General features: G+C 65.9%; 10 protein-coding genes. 5 read left to right on the plus strand and 5 right to left on the minus strand.

The genetic code is table 11. The annotated features are described in order from the left end of the window. Positions 1–385: 385 nt before the first annotated feature. Positions 386–3,184, plus strand: coding sequence for a S8 family serine peptidase (locus CPBF1521_RS11685; protein ID WP_115677050.1), 2,799 nt, complete (start codon positions 386–388; stop codon positions 3,182–3,184). A gap of 192 nt (positions 3,185–3,376) precedes the next feature. Here the strand turns inward: CPBF1521_RS11685 and CPBF1521_RS11690 are convergent, their stop codons facing one another. Beyond that, entirely contained in the window at positions 3,377–14,407 is an 11,031-nt protein-coding gene (locus tag CPBF1521_RS11690; protein ID WP_115677051.1) for an autotransporter-associated beta strand repeat-containing protein, read from the minus strand. 728 nt (positions 14,408–15,135) lie between these two features. Between CPBF1521_RS11690 and CPBF1521_RS11695 the strand changes: the two genes are divergently transcribed. Then, the gene (locus CPBF1521_RS11695) at positions 15,136–16,947 is read left to right on the plus strand and encodes an EAL domain-containing protein (protein WP_104648744.1); all 1,812 of its coding nucleotides are present in this window, start codon (positions 15,136–15,138) and stop codon (positions 16,945–16,947) included. 124 nt (positions 16,948–17,071) lie between these two features. Here CPBF1521_RS11695 and CPBF1521_RS11700 read toward each other — a convergent pair whose 3' ends face one another. The 4 genes from CPBF1521_RS11700 to CPBF1521_RS11715 all read right to left on the minus strand — a co-directional run bounded on the left by CPBF1521_RS11700 (position 17,072) and on the right by CPBF1521_RS11715 (position 21,002). After that, a complete protein-coding gene (locus CPBF1521_RS11700; RefSeq protein ID WP_115677052.1) occupies positions 17,072–17,770 on the minus strand; it encodes a DUF1349 domain-containing protein in 699 nt (232 codons plus the stop codon). A 133-nt stretch (positions 17,771–17,903) separates the two neighbouring features. Then, positions 17,904–18,824 carry a M14 family metallopeptidase gene (locus tag CPBF1521_RS11705; protein WP_115677053.1) on the minus strand — a complete coding sequence of 307 codons (921 nt, stop codon included), beginning with the start codon at positions 18,822–18,824 and terminating at the stop codon, positions 17,904–17,906. A 461-nt stretch (positions 18,825–19,285) separates the two neighbouring features. Continuing rightward, complete coding sequence (locus CPBF1521_RS11710; RefSeq protein WP_024940389.1) at positions 19,286–19,543, minus strand: KGG domain-containing protein; 258 nt, start codon at positions 19,541–19,543, stop codon at positions 19,286–19,288. A 328-nt stretch (positions 19,544–19,871) separates the two neighbouring features. Continuing rightward, positions 19,872–21,002, minus strand: coding sequence for an NAD(P)/FAD-dependent oxidoreductase (locus CPBF1521_RS11715; RefSeq protein ID WP_115677054.1), 1,131 nt, complete (start codon positions 21,000–21,002; stop codon positions 19,872–19,874). Positions 21,003–21,235: 233 nt separating this feature from the next. On the opposite strand from CPBF1521_RS11715, the gene CPBF1521_RS11720 reads away from it, so the two are divergent. From CPBF1521_RS11720 to CPBF1521_RS11730, 3 genes are all read left to right on the plus strand, one after another. Further along, positions 21,236–22,420, plus strand: coding sequence for a glycosyltransferase family protein (locus CPBF1521_RS11720; protein ID WP_115677055.1), 1,185 nt, complete (start codon positions 21,236–21,238; stop codon positions 22,418–22,420). Positions 22,421–22,472: 52 nt separating this feature from the next. Continuing rightward, the gene (rfbF, locus tag CPBF1521_RS11725; protein ID WP_047125361.1) at positions 22,473–23,246 is read left to right on the plus strand and encodes a glucose-1-phosphate cytidylyltransferase; all 774 of its coding nucleotides are present in this window, start codon (positions 22,473–22,475) and stop codon (positions 23,244–23,246) included. A gap of 4 nt (positions 23,247–23,250) precedes the next feature. Continuing rightward, positions 23,251–23,732 (plus strand): NAD-dependent epimerase/dehydratase family protein (locus CPBF1521_RS11730; protein ID WP_235858438.1); only part of this gene is annotated, 482 nt, incomplete at its 3' end.

Below are 23,732 nucleotides of genomic sequence, written 5' to 3' on the forward strand. Positions count from 1 at the left end.
CCCGGAGATTCGTGACCACTTATTGTTGTGTTCGTTCCGACATTCCGTTGCGGTTGGGCTTGGTAGCGGGATTTTAATCCAATTTAGCTATGGATTAGATCGTTGAATTCTATGCGTAGCGTTTTTCTCTGAATAGCAACTGTCCGTTCAGGTTTTAGAGTTTATCGCTAGCGCCGTTAAACAATCTCGCAAGCACACGGTCGAATGCATTGGCGCATTACCGTGTTATCCGGAGCGCTTATCTGAGGGGACAGATTCGCGGCGGATAAAGTGAATAACGCGTGAAACCAATATGCCACGCCGGCCATCGCCGGTGCTGGAATCGTCTGCGCCAAATTTTAGGTTTTTGCAGTTGCGGCGCGCCACTACCGGAATCGACCAACCCATGAATCGCTCGCTACTCGCAACCACCATCGCCTCCTGCCTTTTCCTGACTGCCTGTGGCGGCGGTGGCGGTGGCGGCAATGTCCGCAGTGATCCGCCGCAGACCACGGTGGTCGCCCCGACCCCGTCGACGCCTGCACCCACCACGCCGACCACGCCGACCGCGCCAACGCCGCCCACGACCCCGACGCCGTCGGAAACGCCTACAGCCGATCCGCTGCCCAAGGCCGCCCCGGCGCCTGCACCTGCGCCCGCCCGCTACCAGGGCCTGGGCAGCAACCTGCTGGTGCCGACCAACGCAGATCTGGCGCAGCAGGCCGGTGCCAAGGGTCAGGGCGTCAAGCTGGCCGTGCTGGACGACAATCTCTACGGCAGCTACGCGCCGGTCAGCGGCAAGGTCGATGCGTTCACCGATTACACCGCCAGCCCCGGCACACCGGAATCGGCGTCGAACGCGCTGCGCGGCCACGGCACCATCATCTCGGCATTGGTGCTGGGCAATGCGCAGGACGGCTTCGCTGGCGGCATCGCCCCGGATGCGGACCTGCTCTATGCGCGTATCTGCGCCGAAAATTCCTGCGGCACCCAGCAGACCCGCAGCGCCGCGGTGGACCTGGCCGCTGCCGGCGTGCGCATCGCCAACCTGTCGATCGGTGCCTCCTATGCGGATGCGGCCAGCAGCGCGAATGCGGCCCTGGCCTGGAAGTACGCGCTGACCCCGCTGGTGCAGGCCGATGCGTTGATCGTGGCCGCCACCGGCAACGACGGCGCGGCAGAAGCCTCCTACCCGGCCGCGACGCCGGTGCAGGAAGCCAGCCTGCGCAACAACTGGCTGGCCGTGGGCGCGGTCAACATCGACAGCGCCGGCAATGCCGCCGGCCTGACCAGCTATTCCAACCATTGCGGCGCCGCGGCGCAGTGGTGCCTGGTGGCGCCGGGCAGCTACTTCGCACCGGCGCTGGCCGGTACCGAACTGCAGGGCCAGATCGCCGGCACCTCGTTCTCCACTGCCGCAGTGAGTGGCATCGCGGCCCAGGTGCTCGGTGTGTATCCGTGGATGAGCGCCTCCAACCTGCAGCAGACCTTGCTGACCACCGCCACCGACCTGGGCGACCCCGGCGTGGACGCCTTGTACGGCTTCGGCCTGGTCAATGCGGCCAAGGCGATCAAGGGCCCGGCGCAGTTCATCAACAACTGGTCGGCCAACGTGACGTCCGGCTACGACAGCACCTTCAGCAACGACATCTCCGGCGCCGGCAACCTGACCAAGAACGGCGCCGGCAAGCTCACGCTCAGCGGCAACAACAGCTACACCGGCGGCACCAGCGTCAGCGACGGCGTGCTCGCCCTGTCCGGCAGCCTGCGCTCGGACGTCATCGTGCTCAACTCGGCCACGTTCGAATCGCGCGGCGGGGTCATCAACGGTGGCTACAGCCTGGCCAACACCACCGGCACCACCGCCATCGAATTGGGCAAGGGGCTGACCGTCACCGGCCAGGCCAGCTTGAAGGGCAACCTGCTGTTGCTGCCGGAAGCGGCTGGCTACAGCGTCGGCAGCAGCGAAAAGATCGTCAAGGCCGGCGCGCTGCAAGGCAGCTTCGACCGCGTGCAGTACGCCAACAACTTCTTCTGGACCGCCTCGCTCGCCTACGACCCCACCACCGTCACCGCCACGCTGACCCGCAATGCCTCCGCTGCCAGCGCGCAGGCGGCCGGTGCGCCGCAGTCGGTGGTCAACGGTGCCACCCAGGCCGATACGCTGGTCAAGGTGCTGGACACGCGTGTGGCCGCCGGCGATACCGATAACCTGGGTGGCCTGATCAGCGCCACCGGCGCGCTGCTGGCGGCCAATGATGCGCAGGTAGCCGCATCGCTGCCGACCCTGGCCGGTCAGGTGCACGGCATCGAGCGCACGCTGGGCTTCCAGTCCGCGCTCAACGATGCGCGCGTGGCGGCCGATCGCCTGCCCTATCTGGCCGACACCAGGTCGCTGACCACCTGGATGCAGGGCAGCTATCTGGACGGCGAGTTGGGCGGCAAGGGGTTCGACTCGGCCGATTACACCCAGCAGGCCACCACCGTCGGCGTGGATCTGCCGATGGGCAGCGCCGGCACCATCGTGGGTGCGGCGCTCAGTTCGGGTCAGGATCGTGCGCATATCGACGCATCGGCCAGCCGCCTGCGCTCGGACCGCTATGCGATGACCGCGTACCTGTATCAGCCGATCGGCCAGGCATATGTGTCCGGGATCGGTTCGTACGGCATGAGCAACGTGGACACCGAACGCACGGTGCAGGCCGGCAGCATCGGCGAGCGCCTGCAGGATCGCCGCCACGACACCAACTGGTCGCTACGCGCCGAAGTCGGCCTGATGCCGCAGGCTGGGCTGTCGCCGTTCATCGCCGCAGGCGTGGTCAGCCAGACCCAGGATGCCTTCAGCGAGGCATCGGCCACCGGCCTGGGGTTGAGCGCCAACAGCGACACGCTGCGCGCCGGCTACGGCGAGGTGGGCGTGCGCGGCCATCTGGTGCGCGGCAAGTGGGGCTTCGATGGCTTGATCGCTTACCGTTCGCTGCTCGGCGACCCGAACTCTGATTTCACCGCGTGGTTCACCGGCCTGCCGGAAGCGCGCTTCAACGTGGCCGGTGAGCCGCTGTCCAAGCAGTCGGCACGTGCCTCGGTCGGCGTGCGTTACCAGCTCAACGATGCCTTCTCCATCTACGGCAACGTGGGCGCCGAGCGCGGTCGTTCGGATGCCAACAGCATCAATGCCAATGTCGGTCTGCGCTGGCAGTTCTAAGCGCCGGCCGCAACCCGCGGTGCAGCGGCAAGGCTGCGTGGCTGGCGTGCAAAATCGGTACGCGCTACGCCCGGGGTGCGGTTGCCGAGGCAGCCGACCCGCACCTGGCGGTGCAGTCGTTGCGATGGGCGTGCCTGCGCTGGTGTCGAAAAAAAGCCCCGGCAGTGCCGGGGCTTTCTGGTTTGCGGTGCATCAGAAGTTCCAGCCCCAGGTGACCTGGCCGCCGTATGCGGTCTGGCCATCGCCGTTGAGTCCTTGCAACGACAGCGCCATGCGGCTGTTGGGCGAGGTGATCAGGCTCACGCCCAGTTCGCCGACCACCGCGTTCTTCGCCAGCGTGACGCTCTGCACCGAGAACTGCGAACCGGTGCCGATGAAACCGGCCGACCGCTGCACGGCGCGGTCGCCGAATGCATGGCGCCACCCGACCGAGGCATACACCCCGGCGGCCGGACCCAATTGCCAGCGCCCGCGCAGACCCACCGTGCTGGTGGTGTACTCGTCCTTGGCACTGTCGACCAGCAGCCCGGCAACCCCGCCACGCTCGTTGAAACCATCGGTCTTCAGATGCGTGTAGTCCGCCGCGACGAAGGGGCTGTACACCGCATTGCCGGTGCGCAGGTTCCATGCCGCTTCCATCGATACGGTGATGGCCTTCGCGTCGTAATCGCTGGTCAGCCGCTCTTCGAGCACATCGGGCAGCATCACCCGGCGGCTGCTGTCCACGCTGTAGTCCGCGTAGTCGACCGACGCCTGCAGAGCGAACGCGGACCAATCGGCCTGGCCGTAGATGCCGGCATGGGTGCCATCGATATCGGAACGATCGAGGGACTCGCGCGAGCGTGTTTCGATGTCCTGGTTACCGACCGCGATACCGACCACAGTGCGCTCGCCGATGCGCCGTTCCGCACCAGCCATGATGCCGTTGTCCTCGCGTCGCACCGAGGCGGCGTTGGCATCGCCATCGACACGGTTGGGCAGGCTACGGCCGGTGATCCAGACCGTGGTGTCACCCACGCGCGCATCCTGAGTGTCGCCACGCAGGTGATTGCCGACCCCGCTCTGCAGGAAGCGGCTATCCAGCAAGGCGGTCGCCGTGCTGGCATGGCTTTCGCCCGACAACGAGGCAAACGCCGTGCTGATCGCCTGCGGGTCGTCGGGCAGACGCACCACCGCCTGGTAGACCGGGCTGGTGGTTGGCAAGCCATCCACGGCCGCTGCGGCAGCCTGCTGGTTCGGCGCGGTGACCGCATCGACCATGGCCTCGGTGTTGCGGCCGAACGACACCGACAGCGCGGTGGCGCTGGCGCTGACATTCGGTGAAACGAAGGCATAGTCGGAGACGACACTGCCGAACTGCCCGGTGAGCCCGCCAGCGGCGTTGATGACCGGAATCTCGGTAAACAACGGCAGATCCGTCGCACGCACCAGTTGCAGGGTGCTGCCCGGCGCCAGCGTGGCCGCACCGCCCACACTGATGGGTGTGACCGCACCGCCTGCGCCCGGCGTGACCTGCAAGGTGGACCCGCTGCCGAGCGTGGCATCGCCGCCGACGCTGATGGTGCCGACGCCGCCACCGATCGCCACGGTACCGCCCGAGCTCAGGCCGCCGACGCTGCCGCTGCCGGTGAGTGTGCCGCCTGGGCCCACCGTGACCGGCCCGCCCAACGCGGCACCCGGATTGGCCGGGTTGCCCACGCTCAGGGTGCCCGCAGCAACTGTGATCGGCCCGGTGAAGCCGCCGCTGTTTGCAGTGACCAGCAAGGTGCCCACGCCATCCTTGAGCAGGCTGCCGCTGCCCGACAGGATTCCCGCGTAGGTGCCATTACTGGCTTGCTGGAACACCAGCGCGCTGTTGTTGGCAATGTTGCCCTGCAGGCTGTCGGTATCGCCGATCACTGTACCGGCGTTGATCGTGGTGCCACCGAGATAGGCGTTGACACCATCCAGCGTCAACGCACCCGCACCGTTCTTGATTACCGTACCGCTACCGGTGATGTTGCCGGCAAACGTGCCATCGCCGGCCTGGTCGAACACCAGTGTCGCGTTGTCGACGATGTTGCCCTGCAGGCTGGTGGTGGTGCCGATCAGGCTGCCGCTGGCGATGGTGGTGCCACCGCTATAGGTATTGGGTGCCACCAGCGTCAACGCCCCTGCCCCCTGCTTGACCACGCTGCCCGTGCCACTGACTGCACCGGCGAACACGCCATCGCTGGCCTGATCGAACACCAGCGTGGCGTTGTCGACGATATTGCCCTGCAGGCTGGTGGTATTGCCGATCAGGCTGCCGGCGCTGATCACGGTGCCGCCGGTGTAGGTGTTGGGCCCGAGCAGTTGCAACGCGCCGGTGCCGGCCTTCTGCAGTGAGCCGGTGCCGCTGAGCGTGCCGGCATAGACGCCGGCCGTGTTCTGGTTGAACACCAGTGCCGCGTTGTTGGCGATATCGCCCTGCAGGCTGGTGGTGTCGCCGATCAAGGTGCCGGCCGTGATCGTGGTGCCGCCGGTGTAGCCATTCGCACCGTTGAGCAGCAACGCGCCGGCGCCATCCTTGATCACGCTGCCGGTGCCGGTGATCGACCCGGTGAACACGCCGTCGGCCAGCTGGTTGAATGCCAGCGTCGCGTTGTCGACGATGGCCCCCTGCAGGCTGGCGCTGTCGCCAACCAGGGTGCCGGCATTGACCGTGGTGCCACCGCTGTAGCTATTGCTGCCGTCCAGTGTCAGCGTGGAAGCACCATTCTTGATCAACCCGCCGGTGCCGGTCACCGGACCGGTCAAGGTGAGATCGTTGCTGCCCGCAACTGCGACTGCACCTGTCAGCTCGACCGCGTTGGCGACTGTCAGTGCCTGATCGGTATCCAACGTGGTGCCGATCGCGGCGGTCAACGTCCCGGTGCCCAGTGCTTGTGCATCGCCCAGCACCAAGCTGCCGCTGGCAAGCGCAGTGCCGCCGCTGTAGCTGCTGGCCTCGGCAAGCGTCAACGCCCCTGCCCCCTGCTTGACCACGCTGCCTGTGCCGCTGACTGCACCGGCGAAGACACCATCGCTGGCCTGGTCGAACACCAGCGTGGCGTTGTCGACGATGTTGCCCTGCAGGCTGGTGCTGTTGCCGATCAAGCTGCCGGCGCTGATCACGGTGCCGCCGGTGTAGGTGTTGGGCCCGAGCAGTTGCAGCGCGCCGGTGCCGGCCTTCTGCAATGAGCCGGTGCCGCTGAGCGTGCCGGCATAGACGCCGCCGGTGTCCTGGTTGAACACCAGTGCCGCGTTGTTGGCGATATCGCCCTGCAGGCTAGTGGTATCGCCGATCAAGGTGCCGGCCGTGATCGTGGTGCCGCCGGTGTACCCGTTTGCACCGTTGAGCAACAACGCGCCGGCGCCATCCTTGATCACACTGCCGGTGCCGGTGATCGACCCGGTGAACACGCCGTCAGCCAGTTGGTTGAATGCCAGCGTCGCGTTATCGACGATGGCCCCCTGCAGGCTGGCGCTGTCGCCGACCAGGGTGCCGGCATTGACCGTGGTGCCACCGCTGTAGCCATTGCTGCCGTCCAGTGTCAGCGTGCCGGTGTTGGTCTTGATCAGCGCGCCGCTGCCACCGATATCGCCGGCAAGCGTGAGGTTTGCCGGGTTGTCGACGCGCAGCGCAGCGCCCAGGGTGAGCGCATTGCCCACCGCTGCGGCAACAGGGTTGGTCAGCACCGCATCGCCGACCACCGCCAAGGTGCCGGTGCCCAACGCGGCGTTGCTGCCGATCGACAAGGTGCCATCGCTCAGCACGGTCCCGCCGGTATAGCTGTTGTTGCCACTGAGCGTGAGCGTGGACGCGCCGGCCTTGATCACGCCGCCGGCACCGCTGATCGCGCCGGTCAGGGCCAGATCGTTGCTGCCGAGCAGCGTCACCGCACCGTCGAGCACCACCGCGTTGCCCACGGCCAATGCCTGATCGGTATCGAGGCTGGTGCCGGCTGCTGCGGTCAAGGTGCCGGTTCCCAGTGCCTGCGCATCGCCCAGCACCAGCGTGCCGCCGCCGAGCGCGGTGCCGCCGGTGTAGGTATTGGCAGCGCCCAGCACCAGCGTGCCGGTATCGAGTTTCTGCAGCGTGCCCGTGCCGCCGATACCGACGTCGATGGTGCCGGTGACGCCGGGATCGACCCGGATGATGGTGGTGGCCGCATTGGCGCTCACTGCACCGGCGCCGGCATCGCTCAGCACATACCCGTCGCTGGCGAACTGCATGCCGGTGATGCCTTGCGTGCCCTGCACGCCCACGTTGCCGGCGGTACCGGCGAACACGGCAAAACTGTTCTGCCAGTTGCCGTTGCTCAGCCCATCGATCGAGGTCCAGTTGCTGGGGCCGGCCGCCCAGATGCCTGCGCCACCGTCGATGCTGCCATTGGCGATCGTCTGCGCACCGTCCCAGAACTGCACGTTGCTGCCGGGCGACACCAGCACCACGTTGACCTGCTGGGCCAGCGCGGTCTGCAGCGTCAGCTGGGCCGGGTCCACGTTGCCGGGCAGCGTGCCAACGCCCAGCCCGTTGTCGGTCAACCCACCGGTGTAGTCGATCAGGCGATACACGCCGGTGCCGAACCCGCCGATGTCGGTGATGTTGAGCGTGCCGTCCAGGGTGAGATCGCCATTGACCGCCAACACGCCGGTCTGGCTGGGGACGCCCAGGAACGCGTCGAGCGTGGCGTTGGGAGCCAGGCTCAGGCTGCCGGTGGTGAGCACTGCGCCACTGCTCACCACCAGGCGGCCGCCATCACTCACCGTCACCGCCGCATCGACCACCCCGCTGCCGCTCAGGCTGCCACCGCTGCCCACGGTCAGGCCGCCGGCACTGGCCAGCGTGCCATCCACATCCAGCGTGCCGGCGGTGACCTGGGTGGTGCCGCCGAGCGCGCTGGTGCCGGTGAGCTGCAAGGTGCCGGTGCCGACCTTGTCCAGATTGCCTGCATCGCTCAGGCTGCCGGCAAAAGTACTGCCGACGTTGTTGGCGCCAAGCTGCAGCGTGTTGCCGCCCAGCACGGCGACATTGCCCTGCCCGGTCACTGCACCCAGGGCCGCATTGCTGCCGAGCGAGAGCCCGGCACCTGCGGCAACGTCCACGGCGTTGGTGTTGCCTAACGCGCCGGGGGCGGCGGTGGCGAGCACGCCGGCCTGCACCGACACCGGGCCGGTGAACGTGTTGCCGCCGGACAAGGTCAAGGTGCCCAGGCCCGTCTTGGTCACGGCACCCGCGCCACTCAGCACCCCGGTCAAGGCCAGATCGTCCGCACTGGCAATGGTCAGATCCGCGCCCAGGTTGACGTTATTGCCCAATGCCAGCGCAATCGCATTGCTCAAGGTGGCATTGCCCAGCACCGACAGGCTGCCGACGCCCAGCGCGGTGTTGCTGCCCACCGCCAGGGTGCCTGCGTTCAACACGCTGCCGCCGACGTAGCTGTTGGCACCATCGAGCGTGAGCGTGGAAGTGCCGTTCTTGATCAGGCTGCCCGCACCGCTGATCGGGCCGGACAGGCTCAGGTCGTTGCTGCCGACCAGGGTGAGCGCACCCGTGAGCGCCACCGCATTGCCGAGCGCCAATGCCTGGTTGCTATCGAGGCTGGTGCCGGTTGCGGCGGTCAACGCGCCGCTGCCAAGTGCCTGCGCGTCGCCCAGCACCAGGGTGCCTCCGCTGAGTGCGGTGCCGCCGGTGTAGCTGTTGGCCGCATCGAGCACCAGCGTGCCGGTGTCGAGTTTTTCCACGCCACCGCTGCCGGAGATCGCCACATCGATGGTGGCGGTTGCACCTGGATCCACCCGGATCGCGGTCAGCGGGGCGGTCACCGCCAGCCCACCCGCGCCGGCGTCGGTCAACTGATAGCCATCGGTGACGAACTGCAGGCCGCCGATGTCCTGCGTGCCCGCCACGCCCACCGTGCCGGCGCTGCCGGCAAAGACCGCGAAATCGCCTTGCCAGGTGCTGTTGGCAGTGCCGTCCTGGGTGGTCCAGTTGGTCGCCGCCCCCCACGTGGCTGCACCGCCATCGACAGTGCCGTTGGCCGTGGTCTGCACCCCATCCCAGAACTGCACGATGCTGCCCGGCGCCGTCACCACCAGGTTCAGTTGCTGGCCGATGGCGGTTTGCAGCGCGAGCTGGCTGAGATCCACGCTGCCCGGAAACAGGCCGATCGCCAGGCCGTTGTTGGTGAGCAGGCCGGTGTAGTCGATCAGGCGATACACGCCCGTGCCGAACCCACCGAGGTCGGTGATGTTGAGCGTGCCGTCCAGGGTGAGGTCGCCGTTGACCGCGAGCAGCCGCGTAGTGCTCGGCGCTGCCAGTGCGACGTCCAAAAACGCACCCGGCGCCAGGGTCAGGCCACCCACGCTGAGCGAGGAGCCACTGCTCAATGCCAGCCGGCCGCCGTCGGCGATGGTCACGTTGCTGGCCACGCTGCCGGTGGTGCCGGTGCCGGTCAGGCTGCCGCCCAGCGCCACGTTCAACGCGCTGGTATCCAGGCTGCCGATCACATCCAGGGTGCCGCCGCTGACCTGGGTGGCACCACCAATCGCGCTGCTGCCGAGCAGGCGCACCGTGCCCGCGCCAACCTTGTCCAGACTGCCGCCGCCGCCCAGGCTGCCGGCAAAATCGCCGCCACCCAACTGCAGCGTGCCGCCGGCATCGGTAGTGACATTGCCGGCGCCGCTGAGCGCGGTGATCAGGCCACCGGTGCTGAGATTCAGCACTGCACCTGCAGCGACATCGACATTGCTGGCGTTGCCAAGCGAGGCGGCCGTGCTGGCCACCAGCGTGCCGGCCTGGATCGCCAGCGGGCCGGTGTAGCTGTTGCTGCCATTCAAGGTCAGGGTGCCGGCGCCGGTCTTGATCAAGTCGCCGGTCCCGCTGATGTTGCCGCTGACCAGCATGTCTGCACCGTTGTCCACGGTGAGTGCTGCGCCAAGCGCGATGTCGTTGCCCAATGCCACTGCAATCGCATTGCTTAGCGCCGCATTACCGACGACTGACAGGCTGCCGGTGCCGAGTGCGTCGTTGGCGCCGACCGCGATGGTACCGGCCGTCAACGTGGTGCCACCGCTATAGCTGTTGCCCGCGTTGAGCGACACCGTGGTGGCGCCATTCTTGATCAGGCTGCCGGTGCCGGTGATGGCACCGTTCAAGCCCAGATCGTTGCTGCCGATCAGCGTGAGCTGATCGTTCAACTGCACCGCATTGCCCAGCGTCAATGCGGCAGTGGCATCCAGTTCGGCAGGGCCGCCGACCAGCAGCGCACCCACACCCAAGGCAGTGTCGTTGCCGAGCACCAGACGCCCGGCATCGAGCGCAACACCGCCGCTGAAGGTATTGGCATTGGCCAAGGTCAGCGTGGCAGCGCCTTGCTTATCGAGACTGCCAGTGCCGCTGATGACGCCATTGAGCGTGATGTCCTGCGTGCCTGGCAACGTGAGGGCGCCATTCAAGGCAAGCGCATTGCCCAGTGTCACCGCAGTGCTGGCATCCAGCGTGGTACCAGCCGCGGCGCTGAGCGTGCCCAACCCCAGTGCGGTGTCGCTGCCGACCACCACTGCGCCGCCCTGCAATTGCAGTCCGCCCGCCCAGGTATTGCTGCCATTGAGGGTGAGCGTTTGCGTGCCGTTCTTGATCAGGCTGCCGGCGCCGTCGACCACGCCATCGAGCGTGAGGTTCTGGCCATCGATGCCGAGTTGACCGGCGACGTTGACCGCGTTCTGCAGCGTCACCGCAGTGCTGGCCGTGAGCTGGGTGCCATCGGCAGCCGTGAGCGCGCCGGTGCCGAGTGCAGTATCGCTGCCGACCACCAGGGTGCCGGTGTCGAGCAAGGTACCGCCGGTGTAGACATTGTTACCGGTGAGCGTCAGCGCACCAGCGCCCTGCTTGATCAGGCTGCCTACGCCACTGACGATGCCGGTGACGCCAAGATCGTTGTTGCCGGTGAGCGAGAGCGCACCGTTGAGCACCACAGCGTTGCCGATCGTGGTCGCGGCGGTGGCCTGCAATTGTGTGCCATCGGCAGCGGTCAGCGCTCCGGTGCCCAATGCTGCGCCGTTGCCGAGCAGCAAGGCGCCTGCATTGAGATCCACGCCACCGGCGAAACTGTTCGATCCAGCCAACGTCAATGCAGCGCCACCGTCCTTGACGATGCCACCCACGCCGCTGACCGCACCGGTGAGGGTGAGATCCTGGCTGCCGCCGAGTTGCAGATCCGCTTCCAGCGCGACATTGTTGGCGAAAGCACGTGCGGCAGTGCTGTCGAGCAGCCCGCCACCGACGGTCAGGGTGCCAAGCCCCAAGGCCGTGTCGCTGCCCAGGATCAGGCTGCCTGCACTCAGCCGCGTCCCCCCGGTATAGCTGTTGTTGCCGGCCAGGGTCAGGCTGGCGGGACCCAGCTTGTCCAGGCTGCCCACACCGGTGATGGCGCCACTGAGTGTGAGCGCGTTGCTGCCCCCCACATCGACCAGGCCCGCCAATGCAATGGCATTGGCCAGCGTGCTGACGGTTGCAGTGTCCAGGGTGGTGCCAGCCGCCGCGTTGAGCGCGCCGACACCGAGCGCGGTGTCGCTGCCCACCGTCAGTTTGCCCGCGCTGAGCGTGGTACCGCCGCTGTACAGATTGTTGCCGCTCAGCGTGAGATCGCCGCTGCCGGATTTGACCAGGCTTCCGGTCCCGCTGACCGCGCCGCTCAGCGTCAGTGCCTGCGCCCCGCTGAGTGTCAACGCACCCGGGGTCAACGCGATCGCGTTGCTCAGCGAGGTGGCCGCCGTGTTTTGCAGGGCCGCATTGCCGGTGACGTTCAACGCACCCGTGCCCAGTGCGGTGCCGCTGGCCACCTGCAAGGTGCCGGCATTGAGGTTGGTGCCGCCGGTATAGGTGTTCAGGCCGCCCAGGGTCAGGGTGCCGGTGCCAAGCTTGGTCAACGCACCGGTGCCGCCGATGGCGCCGGTCAGGTTCACGGCATTGCCGCTGCTGCCCACGCCCAAGGTGCCGGTGAGTGCAATCGTGTTGCCCAGGGTTGCCGCTGCGGTGGCATCCAGCTCGCCGCCGCTTGCGGTCAATGTGCCGGTGCCCAGTGCCGCGTTCGCGCCTACCACCAGGCGCCCGGTATTCAAGCTGGTGCCGCCGGTGTAGGCGTTGTTGCCGCTCAGCGTGAGGTCGCCCGCGCCGCTCTTGATCAGGCTGCCGCCACCGTTGATGGCACCGCTCAACGTCAGCGCCTGCGCGCCGGTCCAGTTCAACGGCCCGCCCAGGCTGATGCCGTTGGCCACCGTCAGTGGCGCACTGCTGCTGAGGTTGGACGCGCCAGTGACATTCAAGGCACCGGTGCCCAGTGCCGAAGCAGTACCCAGTTGCAAGGTGCCCGATGCCAGCGTGGTGCCGCCAGTGAAGGTGTTGGTACCGCCGAGCGAGAGCGTGCCGGTGCCGGTCTTGTTGATGCCACCGGCACCGGCAAGCGTGCCGGTCAACGTGAGCGCGTTGCCGCTGGCGCCCACGCCCAGTGTGTTGGTCAGTGCAAAATTGTTGGCCAGGGTCAGCGGAGTGCTGGTCTCCAGCTGTCCACCGGCGGCGGTCACCGTGCCCGCTCCGAGCGCGGTGTTGGTTTCGATCAGCAGCGTCCCGGCACCCAGCGTCGTGCCCCCGGCGTAGGTGTTGTTGCCGCCAAGGGTGAGCGTGCCGGTGCCGATCTTGTTCAGCGCTCCGGCGCCACTGACGCCGCCGCCGAGCCGCAGGTTGCTGGCACCGCCGATGCCGATGACGTTGTTGAGCACGAACGCGTTCGGCAGGTTGACGGCCGCACTCGCAAGTACGCTGCCGGCAGATGCGTTGACGGTGCCTGTTCCCAACGCGCTGTTGGTGCCCACGGTCAGTGACCCGCCGAGCAGGTTGACGCCGCCGCTGAAGGTATTGGTGCCGGTCAGGCCCAGCGCACCGGTACCGGTCTTGGTCAGCGCACCGGTGCCGTTGATGGGGCTGGCCACGGTCAACGCATTGGCGCCCTGCAAGGTCAGGCCACCGGTGCCCAACGTGATGCCGGCGGCCGGCGACAGGCTCAGGCCGGCGGCTGCTGCCTCCAGCGCACCGCCGTTGGCGCTGATGGCAGTCCCCAGCTGCGCGGGATTGGCGAACTGCAATACGCCGCCATTGAGCGCGCTGCTGCCGAAGTTGCTTGCGCCTCCCACCGACCAGGTGCCGCTGTTGACGCGCAGGCTGCCGAAATTGATGTACTGCGCCGTGCTGAGCGTTCCTACGCCGGTGCTGCCGCTGCCGGTTCCGCTGGCCGAATTCTGCAGGATCAGCGTATTGGTACCGCCTGCACCGCCATCCACCACACCGGTCTGCGCAAAGCTCAGCAAGCCGCCTGGTCCAAGCAATTCGAGCGCCAGCCCGCCGCCGCTGTTGACGCTGCCGCCAGTCACCGCAGTGAAGGTATTGGTGCTGCCTGCCCCCAACGACACGCTGCCGTTGATGGTGCCGGAATTGACGAAGCTGTTACCGGTGGCCGAGCTCTGGAAGCCCACGCGCCCGTTGATGGTGCCGGTGTTGACCGCATTGACGGTACCGCCGCCGCTGACCGCAATCACCGGCGTATCCGCACTCAGGACCGACAGGTTCAACAACGCACGGCTATCGATCAGGCCGGCGTTGTTGATCTGCACGACGCCATTGCTGGCCGAGGTGATGCCGAGCGCCATACCGTCGAGATTGAGCAGGTTGGCACCAAGCACGCCGCCGGTGCCGTAAATCGCGCCGCCGGCGAGATTGTTGGCGGTCACCGCGGTGGAACTGGCATTGCCCATGGTGACGCCGGTGCTTAGCACCGACAACAGGCCAAGCACGGATGGATCGATCGTCCCGCTGTTGTTGAGGGTGGAATTGGTGCCGCTGAGCGCAACGGCGGTGCCGCCAAGCAAGCCGGCGGTCATTTGCGTGCCTGCCGCCACGTTGACAGTCAGGTTGTTGGTGCCGCTTGTGAAGCTATTGCTGGTGATTGGCAGCCCGGTGCAGGTGACGGTTGCGCCCGCTGCAGGAACCGCGGGCGTGCATGCTCCCCAGGCCAGCATCGGGGCGGCCACTCCCACCGCCAGGACGACAAGGTTCGACACACTGCGGCGGGTTGCCCCGGACTTGCGCCGCCGACGCACCAGTTCGTGCGTCACGACCCAATTGCCAATTGCTGCGTTCCAGACCAGCGCAAATGCACGATTCATTTTATTCCCCCTGTATCGCCGTGCAGAGACTCACGCACACACACGCGCTCTCCAACAGCAGAAAGTTGATTTACTGTCGAGTCGGTTTAAAGCAATTAAAGCTGCGCCCGCTTTTATCGTCCTGCGGATGAGTGCGTTTAATACCACTCCATGCGAACAATAGTGGGAGATTAATAAGAAAATCGCCACGCTTGAAACTGTGCTGAATATCACTAACCACAACACTGCCCACGACGCACGTCGAAATTGTCGATTGGTTTGCTCGTGCCCGCCAACGCTCTCCAGCCGCCTCATGCGACGGTCGCCGCACGTCTGCCTGGTTGTATCTCGCTAAAAAACTGGCATTTTTTCGCATACGGAGCGAACCATGCCTGGAAGAGTCCGAATACCTGACGGCGATTTGATGCGGCCACCGAGCTGCTGGCGAACCGGGCCATTTGATTGACGATCGCGCACTTGATGCTGCGCTGCAGGAGCACTTTCCGGCATCGGCTAGCACACTCTGCCGATGAATGAGTCCGCTTTCATCATTAAGACCACCGCCAACCGTCGACGCCGATCAGCGATTACGGTATTTGTGTGCAGGCGTTCCGCCGGTCCGGTTTATTGTCGTGTTCGATAGTGCGGACGGAGTTTATTGAAAGCGGGCCGGATTGCTTCAGCGGCGTGACACCGGATGATCGTCACCTGTCGATGACCTCGGTTTGTTTCTAGTAGCCATGCGGTGTGTGATGTTCAACACGGAATCTGACGACATGACGCTTGCTTTGGACCCCAAACGGCAGGAACAGCACTTCGACTGGTCAGGCGTGCCGATCGACCTGGGCGGCATGGAGCCGCTCGATCAGATCGCGCGCCTGCTCTGCCATGCACTGGTTGCGCCCGCGGCTGCATTGACCATCGTCGAAGGTGGTCGCGTGCGCGTGCTGGCGGCGCGCGGCATCAGTACCGAGCATGTCGAGCAAGCCATCGAACTGTGCCGGCATGCGTCTGCCGCGGCCAACGGGGTGAGGGAACTGATCGAACCTGCCGCACTTGCGCCGATCCAGTTGGGCGACGCTGCCTTTCCGGGCCTGCCGGCACGGTTTATCGCGTGCGTCCCGGTGGGTGCGCCGCAGACCGGCGTGTCCGGCACCTTGTGCGTGATCGACACGCGTGAGCGTCTCCTGGCCAGCCAGGAACACCAGCAGCTGTTGATGTTCGCCAACGTGGCAGCGGCGCAGCTGGAGCTGCAGTTCGGTGCCGGGCGGCGCGAACCGCATAGCGGCTTGCTCAATGCACGCCAGCTGCAGTCGGATCTGGATGCCCTCGCCTTCGGCAGCCACTGCGTGCCCACCATTGCCGCCTTCATCGAGGTCTATGACACCCAGGCGGCCAATGAAGCGCGTCAGGCGCTGGGCATGCAGCCACTGGAGGAACTGGTGCGCCACGCCAGCTATGTGCTGACGCGCGCATTGCGCGGCAAGGCCACCGTCTATCACGTGGCACCGATGCGTTTTGCGTTCTTCCTGTTGAATTCCGCGCCCGACGAGATGGAGGACCTGTTGCTCGATCTGCGCGACATGTTGCATGCACCAATGGATGCGGCCGGCATCCCGATGTCGTTGACCTTTCATGCGGGCGTGGTGCGCTTTGCACCGCAGCAGCCGGACACCAACGATGTCATGCGCAAGGGGCTGGTGGCGCTGGGCGATGCGATCAGCAACCACGCCATCGTGTGCTGGTACAGCGCCTCCCACGACGATGCGATCCAACGCTCGTACCGGCTGGCGCTGGACGCCGAAAAGGCCCTGGAAGCCGGTGATTTCCGCCTGGTCTTCCAGCCCCGGATCAATCTCGAGGACCTGTCGGTGACCGGCTTCGAGGCACTGCTGCGCTGGCGGCATGCCAGCCTGGGCCCGATCGGCCCGGACGAATTCATCCCGCTGTTCGAAAAGACCGCCCTGATGTGCACCGTCACCAACTGGGTGATCGAGCACGCGTTGGTGCAATTGGCCAGCTGGCGCGCGCAGGGCCTGGATTTTTCCATGTCGATCAATCTGTCCTCGCGCGATTTCGGCAACCTCAATCTTGCCGCAGACCTCATCCACCGCTGCCGGGAACTGGCCATTCCCACCCAGCGGATCGAGCTGGAAATCACCGAGGGCCGCTGGCTGCGCAGCAATGTGGAGGCGGTGCCGCGACTGCGCACCCTGCGCGACGCCGGCGTCAGTGTGGCCATCGACGACTTCGGCACCGGCTACAGCAACTTCGGTTACCTCACCGAGCTGCCGGTCAACGTCCTCAAGCTCGATCGCTCGTTGGTGACCGGCATCGCCACCAAGGCCGGCATGCAGATGCGCGCCGAGGCGGTGGTACGCCTGGCCAGTGCGCTGGGATATCGCACCGTGGCAGAAGGCATCGAACACGCCGACGAAATTGCACTGCTGCGCAGTTGGGGATGCGACGAAGCACAGGGGTATCTGCTGGCCCGGCCGATGGAGGCGGAGCTGGTCGCCGCGTATGTGGCAAACGCGGTGGCCGAGCAGCGCTTGCCGTGATGCGATCTGTTCGATGCGCGCCATGTGCGCGCATCTGCAGTGATCGATGCGCGCAGTACCGCCCTCGCCTCCTGCAGTGGGACACGTGGCAACGCAGCGCGCATGCTGCGTTGCCACGCGGCGATCAACTCAGATCGTGCAGGTCCTTGCCCAGCGGCGGACCAAGCGTCCAGTCGGAAAAACGCACCTTCAGCCCGGCACGCTCCGGCGTGCAGCACATCGGCCCGACCTGATATGCCTCGGCAACGGGAAACGGGCAAAGCCTCACCAGCGGCCAGGTCTTTCCGTCGGCCGATACCTGCAGACGCAGGACGCCGTCGGCAACGGTGGCGCGGATCCAGAAATCCTTGGGGTCGCCTTCGTAGGGGCCGGTCGCCCAATCGGAGACCGGGTTGGTCAACACGCTGCTGAGCATCGCACGGCCATCGCTGAGCTCGATGCCCGCCTTGACCCAATGCTGCTCGTCCACGCGCACCATGATGCCGGCCTGATCGTAGAGCGACTCGTATTGCGCGCGCACCCGCAGCTGTGCAGTGAAGCGCGCCGCGGCGGTGAGGCCGAGAAAATGCCCGCTATCGCGGATAAACCCGTAATGCGTCTTGCGCCAGAAATCGGTGGCCTTGTCGGTGACCACATCCAGTGTGCCGCCGTCGATCGCGACGGTGCGTGGCCGATTGAGCCAGCTGCCATCCTGCCACTGCGTGTGCTGTGCCATCGTGTTCTCCGTGTTGGGTTGCCTGGCAAGCACGCCGCCGCTGATGGCCATTCCCATCGCGCCGCCCAGCAGGCGTCTGCGTGCACTGTCTATCGCATCGTGGGTCATCCAGTGTCTTCCATGCATTTGACGAACTGCATAGTCTAGCCGCGCAGTGGGTCAACGCGCATGCGCTTGCGCAGCGGTGCAGATGCTGACGTCGCCGTGGCGGCAGCTCCGATGCGCGTTGCCGGCCCGTGTGTCAGTGATGTGCGAGCGCGTAGTCCAACGCCGCGCAGATGGCCGCCACCTGCGCGGCATTGCACTGCGCAGGTGTCGCGCGTGGGCTGTCCGGATACACCTCGGTGGTGGTGCGATACCGTGCGCCGGTGACGCCTGCGCACAAACCCAGACGCCGCACCGGGTAATTGATGACGCCATGCGCGACCACCGCTGCGCCGATGATCTGGCCGTTTGCATCGGCAGGTGCGATATGGGTGACCTCGGCGACGGCGGCAATGATTGCCTGCTGAAACTGCGGTTGCGGATCTTCGCTGTCGCCCACCAGGTAGAAGCCATCGGGAATGCTGCCAGGCACGAAGTCGACGCCGTCACGTGCGGCCAGGGCCGGGCGAAATTCGCTTTCGTCGCTGTCGGTGGTTTCGTGCAGGTCGATGTGCACCAGCGCCTGCCCGGCCACTGCGGCGACCAGCTGCATCAATGCCGCCGACTCGGCGGCCGGGCTGTCCGGGCGAAACGCACGATTGGGGTCGATGGCCTCGGCATTCCAGCGCTGGACCCGCTCGTAGCCCCACGGATTGACACAGGGCGCCACCAGCAGATTGAGCTTGCCTGCGTAGGCTGCGGCACGGTGCTGCAGGAATTGCAGCGCACCTTGCACGCCGCTGGTTTCGTAGCCATGCACGCCACCGGTCACCAGCGCCCAGGGCAACGCGGCGTCCCAGCCGGCGCTGCGCAGCGCAATCAGCGGATAGTGCTCGGACGCCGCCTGGATCGTTCCGTAAGGCACGCGCTCGAGGCTGGCATTCAGCGCATCGATCACCTGCACCACATCCGTCGCATGACTGCGCTGACGCCGCTGGCGTGCCCGCCATGCGGCGCGTTCTGCATCGCCCCAGGGTTGCCCTGCAATGCCGATCGGATACGCCATGCGGTCTGTCATTCCAGGTGCCGTCCATTGAAAAGACGGCCAGGGTAAGCGCTTCACGCTGGGTGGTCCATTCGGCGGCTGGCGCGATGCCCATGGCCCGCAAGGCCGAGTCCGGTTGCAGGCTGGCGCTGCTGAAAACTCTGCAGCGGATGCAAATCCTGCATTCGCTTGCGAAAACACAGCAGGCAATTGCGAAATATTTCCCTGCAATCGATAGCGTGCGCACGGCAATCAGTGAAAAAACTTCCGACACCCCGGTGATGCATTGCACATCAACATCTGCGTCACGTCTGGAACAACTCAAGCAAGGCGAAAGTCGTCGAACACGCTGCGCAGCTGCAATCGATTGTTCATGCCTTTCTGGTGGCCTGGCGGCCACGTCCGCAAAACGACGCAGGCCCCGCACGTCGCGTGCAGGGCCTGCGGTCCCGCTGCAGCAAGAACGGCGCGCCGGATGCGCGCCGCACTCTTGCCTAGACGGCCTCTTCCTGAGGTTTGGCCTGCTTGGAACGCCCCCCCTTGCTGCCGATCCGCGACATGTGATCGCGATCGCGGCTCACGGCCTGGCCGCCCTTGCGGCCCGCTTCGCGTGCTTCGTCGCTGGTGAATTCGTGCGCATTGCCACTGGCATGCGCTGCCTTGCCGCCACTGCTCGCCAACACGCGGCGCTTTTCAGGATCCAATGCGGCAAAACCGCGCCGGCTACGAGTACTGCTTTGTCCGTCTTCCACTGTGCCTCCTCTCGATGCGTCGATCACGCCACTGGTAGGGGGGGTAACGCAACTATCGTGCCAACACGCAAAGCCAGGCGAGACGGTGCAGGGCCGCACGTTGCAGGAAAAAACAGCTGCGCTCGCTGTGCAAATCTTGCACTCCCGGTGATGGCTGGCCGACGCGTCGCAGGCCAGATGTAGATAGCGCTACCAGTGCCCCGGCGCGCGCGCCTGATCGCGCCGATGCTGCCCGACACCATCTCGGCATGCAGCATCGGCAGAGCATCGATGTCCTCGCTCGCCCAAGGAACCAGCGAGCCGGAATCAACGCCAGGGCGCGGCGACGTCAGGCCGGCAGCGCGGGAACGGTGCGCCCGGCAGCCAGCAATGCGGCCACATGCCGCGCGATGCTCAGGCAACAGGTCAGGCCTGGCGACTCGATGCCGAACAGGTTCACCAGACCGGCGATGCCGTGCATGGACGGACCATCGATACGGAAGTCGACCGCCGCCTCGCCTGGTGCGCTGATCTTCGGGCGGACGCCGCAATAGCCGGGCTGCAACGCGCCGTCCGGCAGGCCAGGCCAGTAACGCCGGATCGCTGCGGCAAACCGCGCGGCATGGCCTGGCGCGCAGTGATAGTCGGGCTGCGCGACCCACTCCACGTCGGGGCCGAAGCGCGCACGCCCGTGCAGATCCAGCGTGAGATGCACACCCAGGCCACCGGGTTCGGGCATGGGGTAGATCAACTGCTGGAATGGCGAGCGCCCTGCCAGCGTGAAGTAACTGCCCTTGGCGAAATAGCCGCGCACCTGCGCATGCGCTGGCAGGCTATCGATCCGCGCGGCCAGCGGCGGTGCACCATGACCTGCTGCGTTCACCAGGCAGGCACAGGACAGCCGTGCCGATGGCTGACCTGCGACGGTCACGCGCAGCCCTTGCGCAAGCGGCTCGACCTGGTCGACGTGCGCACGCAGCGCCACGGTGGCGCCATGCGCTTCGGCATCGCCCTGCAACGCCAGCATCAGCGCATGGCTGTCGATGATGCCGGTGGTGGTGGACTCCAGCGCCGCGACGCAGCGCAGGGCCGGCTCGCGCGCCTGCATGTGTGCCGCGTCGAGCGGCAGCAACCCGTGCGCGCCGCTGGCAATGGCGCTACGGTGCAGCCGATCAAGCTGCTCGCGCTGGCCGTGGTCGCAGGCGATGATCAATTTGCCGCAGCGCCGATGCGGCACGTGGCGCTCCTGGCAGTACGCGTACAACAGTGCATTGCCACTGATGCACAACCGCGCCTTCAACGAACCGGCCGGATAGTAGAGCCCGGCATGGATCACCTCGCTATTGCGTGCGCTGGTCCCGGTGCCGATGGCGGCTTCGGATTCCAGCACCAACACCTCGTGCCCCCGCATCGCCAGCTCGCGCGCAATTGCCAGCCCCACCACTCCGGCACCTATCACGATGCACTCGACGTCTTGCATGGCCGTTCTCACACGAGGGTCGATCAGTCTATCCGCCTACTAGAACGCACAGGGTTGTTGTGATCGCCATCACTTTTTTCTCACAAACCAGCCCTATATTCGGCTCGACACATAACGTAAATCACGTTACTCGACGCTACAGACGTTTCCCGCATTTGCGGTGTGCATTCTTCCCCCACCCGAGCGCGCGCTGTCGCGTCCGGTTCGAAGCTGCAATCACCGAAGGAGTTTGAATGGACGCAACGCGTTCGGTCCTGCTTGCCTCCAATTACGAGGCATGGCCAGAGGCCTTCAATGGGCAGGCGTATGCGTTGCTCAACGTGATCCGCAGTCTGGAACACGCGCAGTTGCTGTGTCCACCCGCGGCCGAGTACACCCGCGGACGCGGCGTCAATCCCGGCGTGTCGTATCTGCTCAACGAACTCACACACCGTGGCGTCTCTGCGCTGCAACGGCTGAGCGGGCGGCCTGCGCTGTCCAACGCACAGCCCCGGGTGGTCGAACAGGACCATGACCTGTTCTTCTACGTGTGCCAGTTCCCCAGGGAATTGGGCACGCTGGCCCGCATCAAGGGATGGCGCGAGCGCTGCCGTACCCGCGTGGTGTATCTGCTGGAAACCTGGCCGGAATTGCTGGACTCGCAGAAGGCCGAGCTGAAACTGCTGGACCAGTTCGACCATGTCTTCGTGCTCAACGCCAGTTGCGTCGATGCGCTGCGCCGCTACACCAGCACCCCGGTGTCGTTTCTGGCCAGCGCCTGCGACACACTGCTGGCGACGCCACTGCCGCGGCCGCCACAGCGCTGCATCGATGTGGTCAGCATCGGCCGGCGCATGCCGCAGGTGCATGCGCACTTGCTGGCACATGCACAGGCCAACCCCGATTTCTTCTATCTGCACGATGTGCTGCGCGGCGGCGCGGTGCAGGACTGGGCGGCACATCGGCTGCAGTCGGCCGCCATGATCAAGCGCGCCAAGTTCTTCATGGCGCACGACTTCGTGGTCGACACCCAGGGATTCTTCAAGGGTGTGAAAAAACAGGCGCTGGCAACACGCTATTTCGAAGGTGCCGCCGGCGGCGCGGTGATCCTCGGCTCCGCGCAGGCATGTCCGGAATTTGCCCAGTATTTCGATTGGGAAGACGCCGTGATCGAGCTGCCGGCCGATGGCGCGGAGATCGGCCCGTTCCTGCGCGATCTGGAGCAGCAGACCGAGCGCCTGGAGCGTGCCCGTCTGCACAACGCCGTGCAGTGCCTGCGACGGCACGACTGGGCACACCGGTGGGCGCAGATCCTGCAGACGCTGCAGGTGCCGCCCCCGCCGCTGATGGCCGAGCGCCTTGCCATGCTCGACAACCTGGCCACGATGGCCGAACAGGCCGCCTGCCCGCCGGCGATCGCGCTGAGCATGACCGCCTAGCGCCTTATCGCACTGCGCCGCGACCAGCGGCGCCTCAGTTCAAGGATCAGCAATGAAAGCAGTCATTCTGGCAGGCGGCCTGGGAACGCGCATTTCCGAGGAAACCGCGATCCGCCCCAAGCCGATGGTGGAGATCGGCGGCAAGCCGATCCTCTGGCACATCATGAAGATCTACGCGCACCACGGCATCCAGGATTTCATCGTCTGCCTGGGCTACCGCGGTGAGGTGATCAAGGATTTCTTCATGAATTACCACATGCGCGAATCCGACGTCACCTGCGACCTCGGCAGCAACACCACCACCTTGCACAACACCCGCGCCGAGCCCTGGCGTGTGACGCTGGTCGATACCGGCGCACAGACCATGACCGGCGGCCGGTTGCGCCGCGTGCGCGAACATCTGCGCGAGGAGGCCGCGTTCTGCATGACCTATGGCGATGGCGTGGCCGATGTGGACATCACTGCCGCCATCGCGCTGCACCAGCGCGAAGGCCGCATGGCCACGGTCACCGCCGTGCAACCGCCCGGCCGCTTTGGCGCCCTGCGGGTGGAAGGCGAGCAGGTCACCGGATTCCGCGAGAAGCCGCTGGATGGCGATGGCCTGATCAACGGCGGTTTCTTCGTGCTCGATCCGCGCGTGATTGATGTGATCGAGGGCGATGCCACCGTGTGGGAGAACAGCCCGCTGGAAACGCTGGTCGATCGCGACGAGCTGAGCGTGTATCGCCACGACGGCTTCTGGCAGCCGATGGACACGCTACGCGACCGCAATCATCTCGAAACCCTCTGGTCGTCCAATCGCGCGCCCTGGCGCGTGTGGGAGTAACAACATGCGTATTCTGATCACCGGCAACATGGGCTACATCGGCCCGGTCGTGGCCGCGCATTTGCGACAGCGCTATCCGCAGGCCTGGTTGGTGGGGCTGGATCGCGGCTGGTTCGCGCACTGCCTGTCCGACCCACGCCGCCTGCCGGAAGTGGTGCTGGACCAGCAATGGTTCGGCGACGTGCGCGATCTCACTGCGCAGCAGCTGCAGGGCTTCGACGCGGTGGTGCACCTGGCGGCGATCTCCAACGATGCGATGGGTAAGCGTTTCGAGCTGGTCACCGATGCGATCAACTGCCGCGCCAGCGTGGCGGTGGCGCAGGCGGCCGCGCAGGCCGGCGTGGGGCACTTCGTGTTCGCCTCCAGCTGCAGCGTGTACGGCGCCAAAACGCGTGCCGTCGATTTTCCGCGTCATGCATCTACGAGCTTGGTGCGTGAGTCGAATTTTCCGCTTCACGCATCTAAGACCTTGTGCGTGATTCGGTG

Source organism: Xanthomonas euroxanthea (assembly GCF_900476395.1).
Taxonomy (GTDB): Bacteria; Pseudomonadota; Gammaproteobacteria; order Xanthomonadales; family Xanthomonadaceae; genus Xanthomonas; species Xanthomonas euroxanthea.

Excerpts from the sequence above, each read along its gene's own strand:
- CPBF1521_RS11685 (WP_115677050.1), top strand. The coding sequence starts at position 386 with ATGAATCGCTCGCTACTCGCAACCACCATCGCCTCCTGCCTTTTCCTG.
- CPBF1521_RS11690 (WP_115677051.1), bottom strand. The coding sequence starts at position 14,407 with ATGAATCGTGCATTTGCGCTGGTCTGGAACGCAGCAATTGGCAATTGG.
- CPBF1521_RS11700 (WP_115677052.1), bottom strand. The coding sequence starts at position 17,770 with ATGACCCACGATGCGATAGACAGTGCACGCAGACGCCTGCTGGGCGGC.
- CPBF1521_RS11705 (WP_115677053.1), bottom strand. The coding sequence starts at position 18,824 with ATGACAGACCGCATGGCGTATCCGATCGGCATTGCAGGGCAACCCTGG.
- CPBF1521_RS11715 (WP_115677054.1), bottom strand. The coding sequence starts at position 21,002 with ATGCAAGACGTCGAGTGCATCGTGATAGGTGCCGGAGTGGTGGGGCTG.
- CPBF1521_RS11720 (WP_115677055.1), top strand. The coding sequence starts at position 21,236 with ATGGACGCAACGCGTTCGGTCCTGCTTGCCTCCAATTACGAGGCATGG.
- rfbF (WP_047125361.1), top strand. The coding sequence starts at position 22,473 with ATGAAAGCAGTCATTCTGGCAGGCGGCCTGGGAACGCGCATTTCCGAG.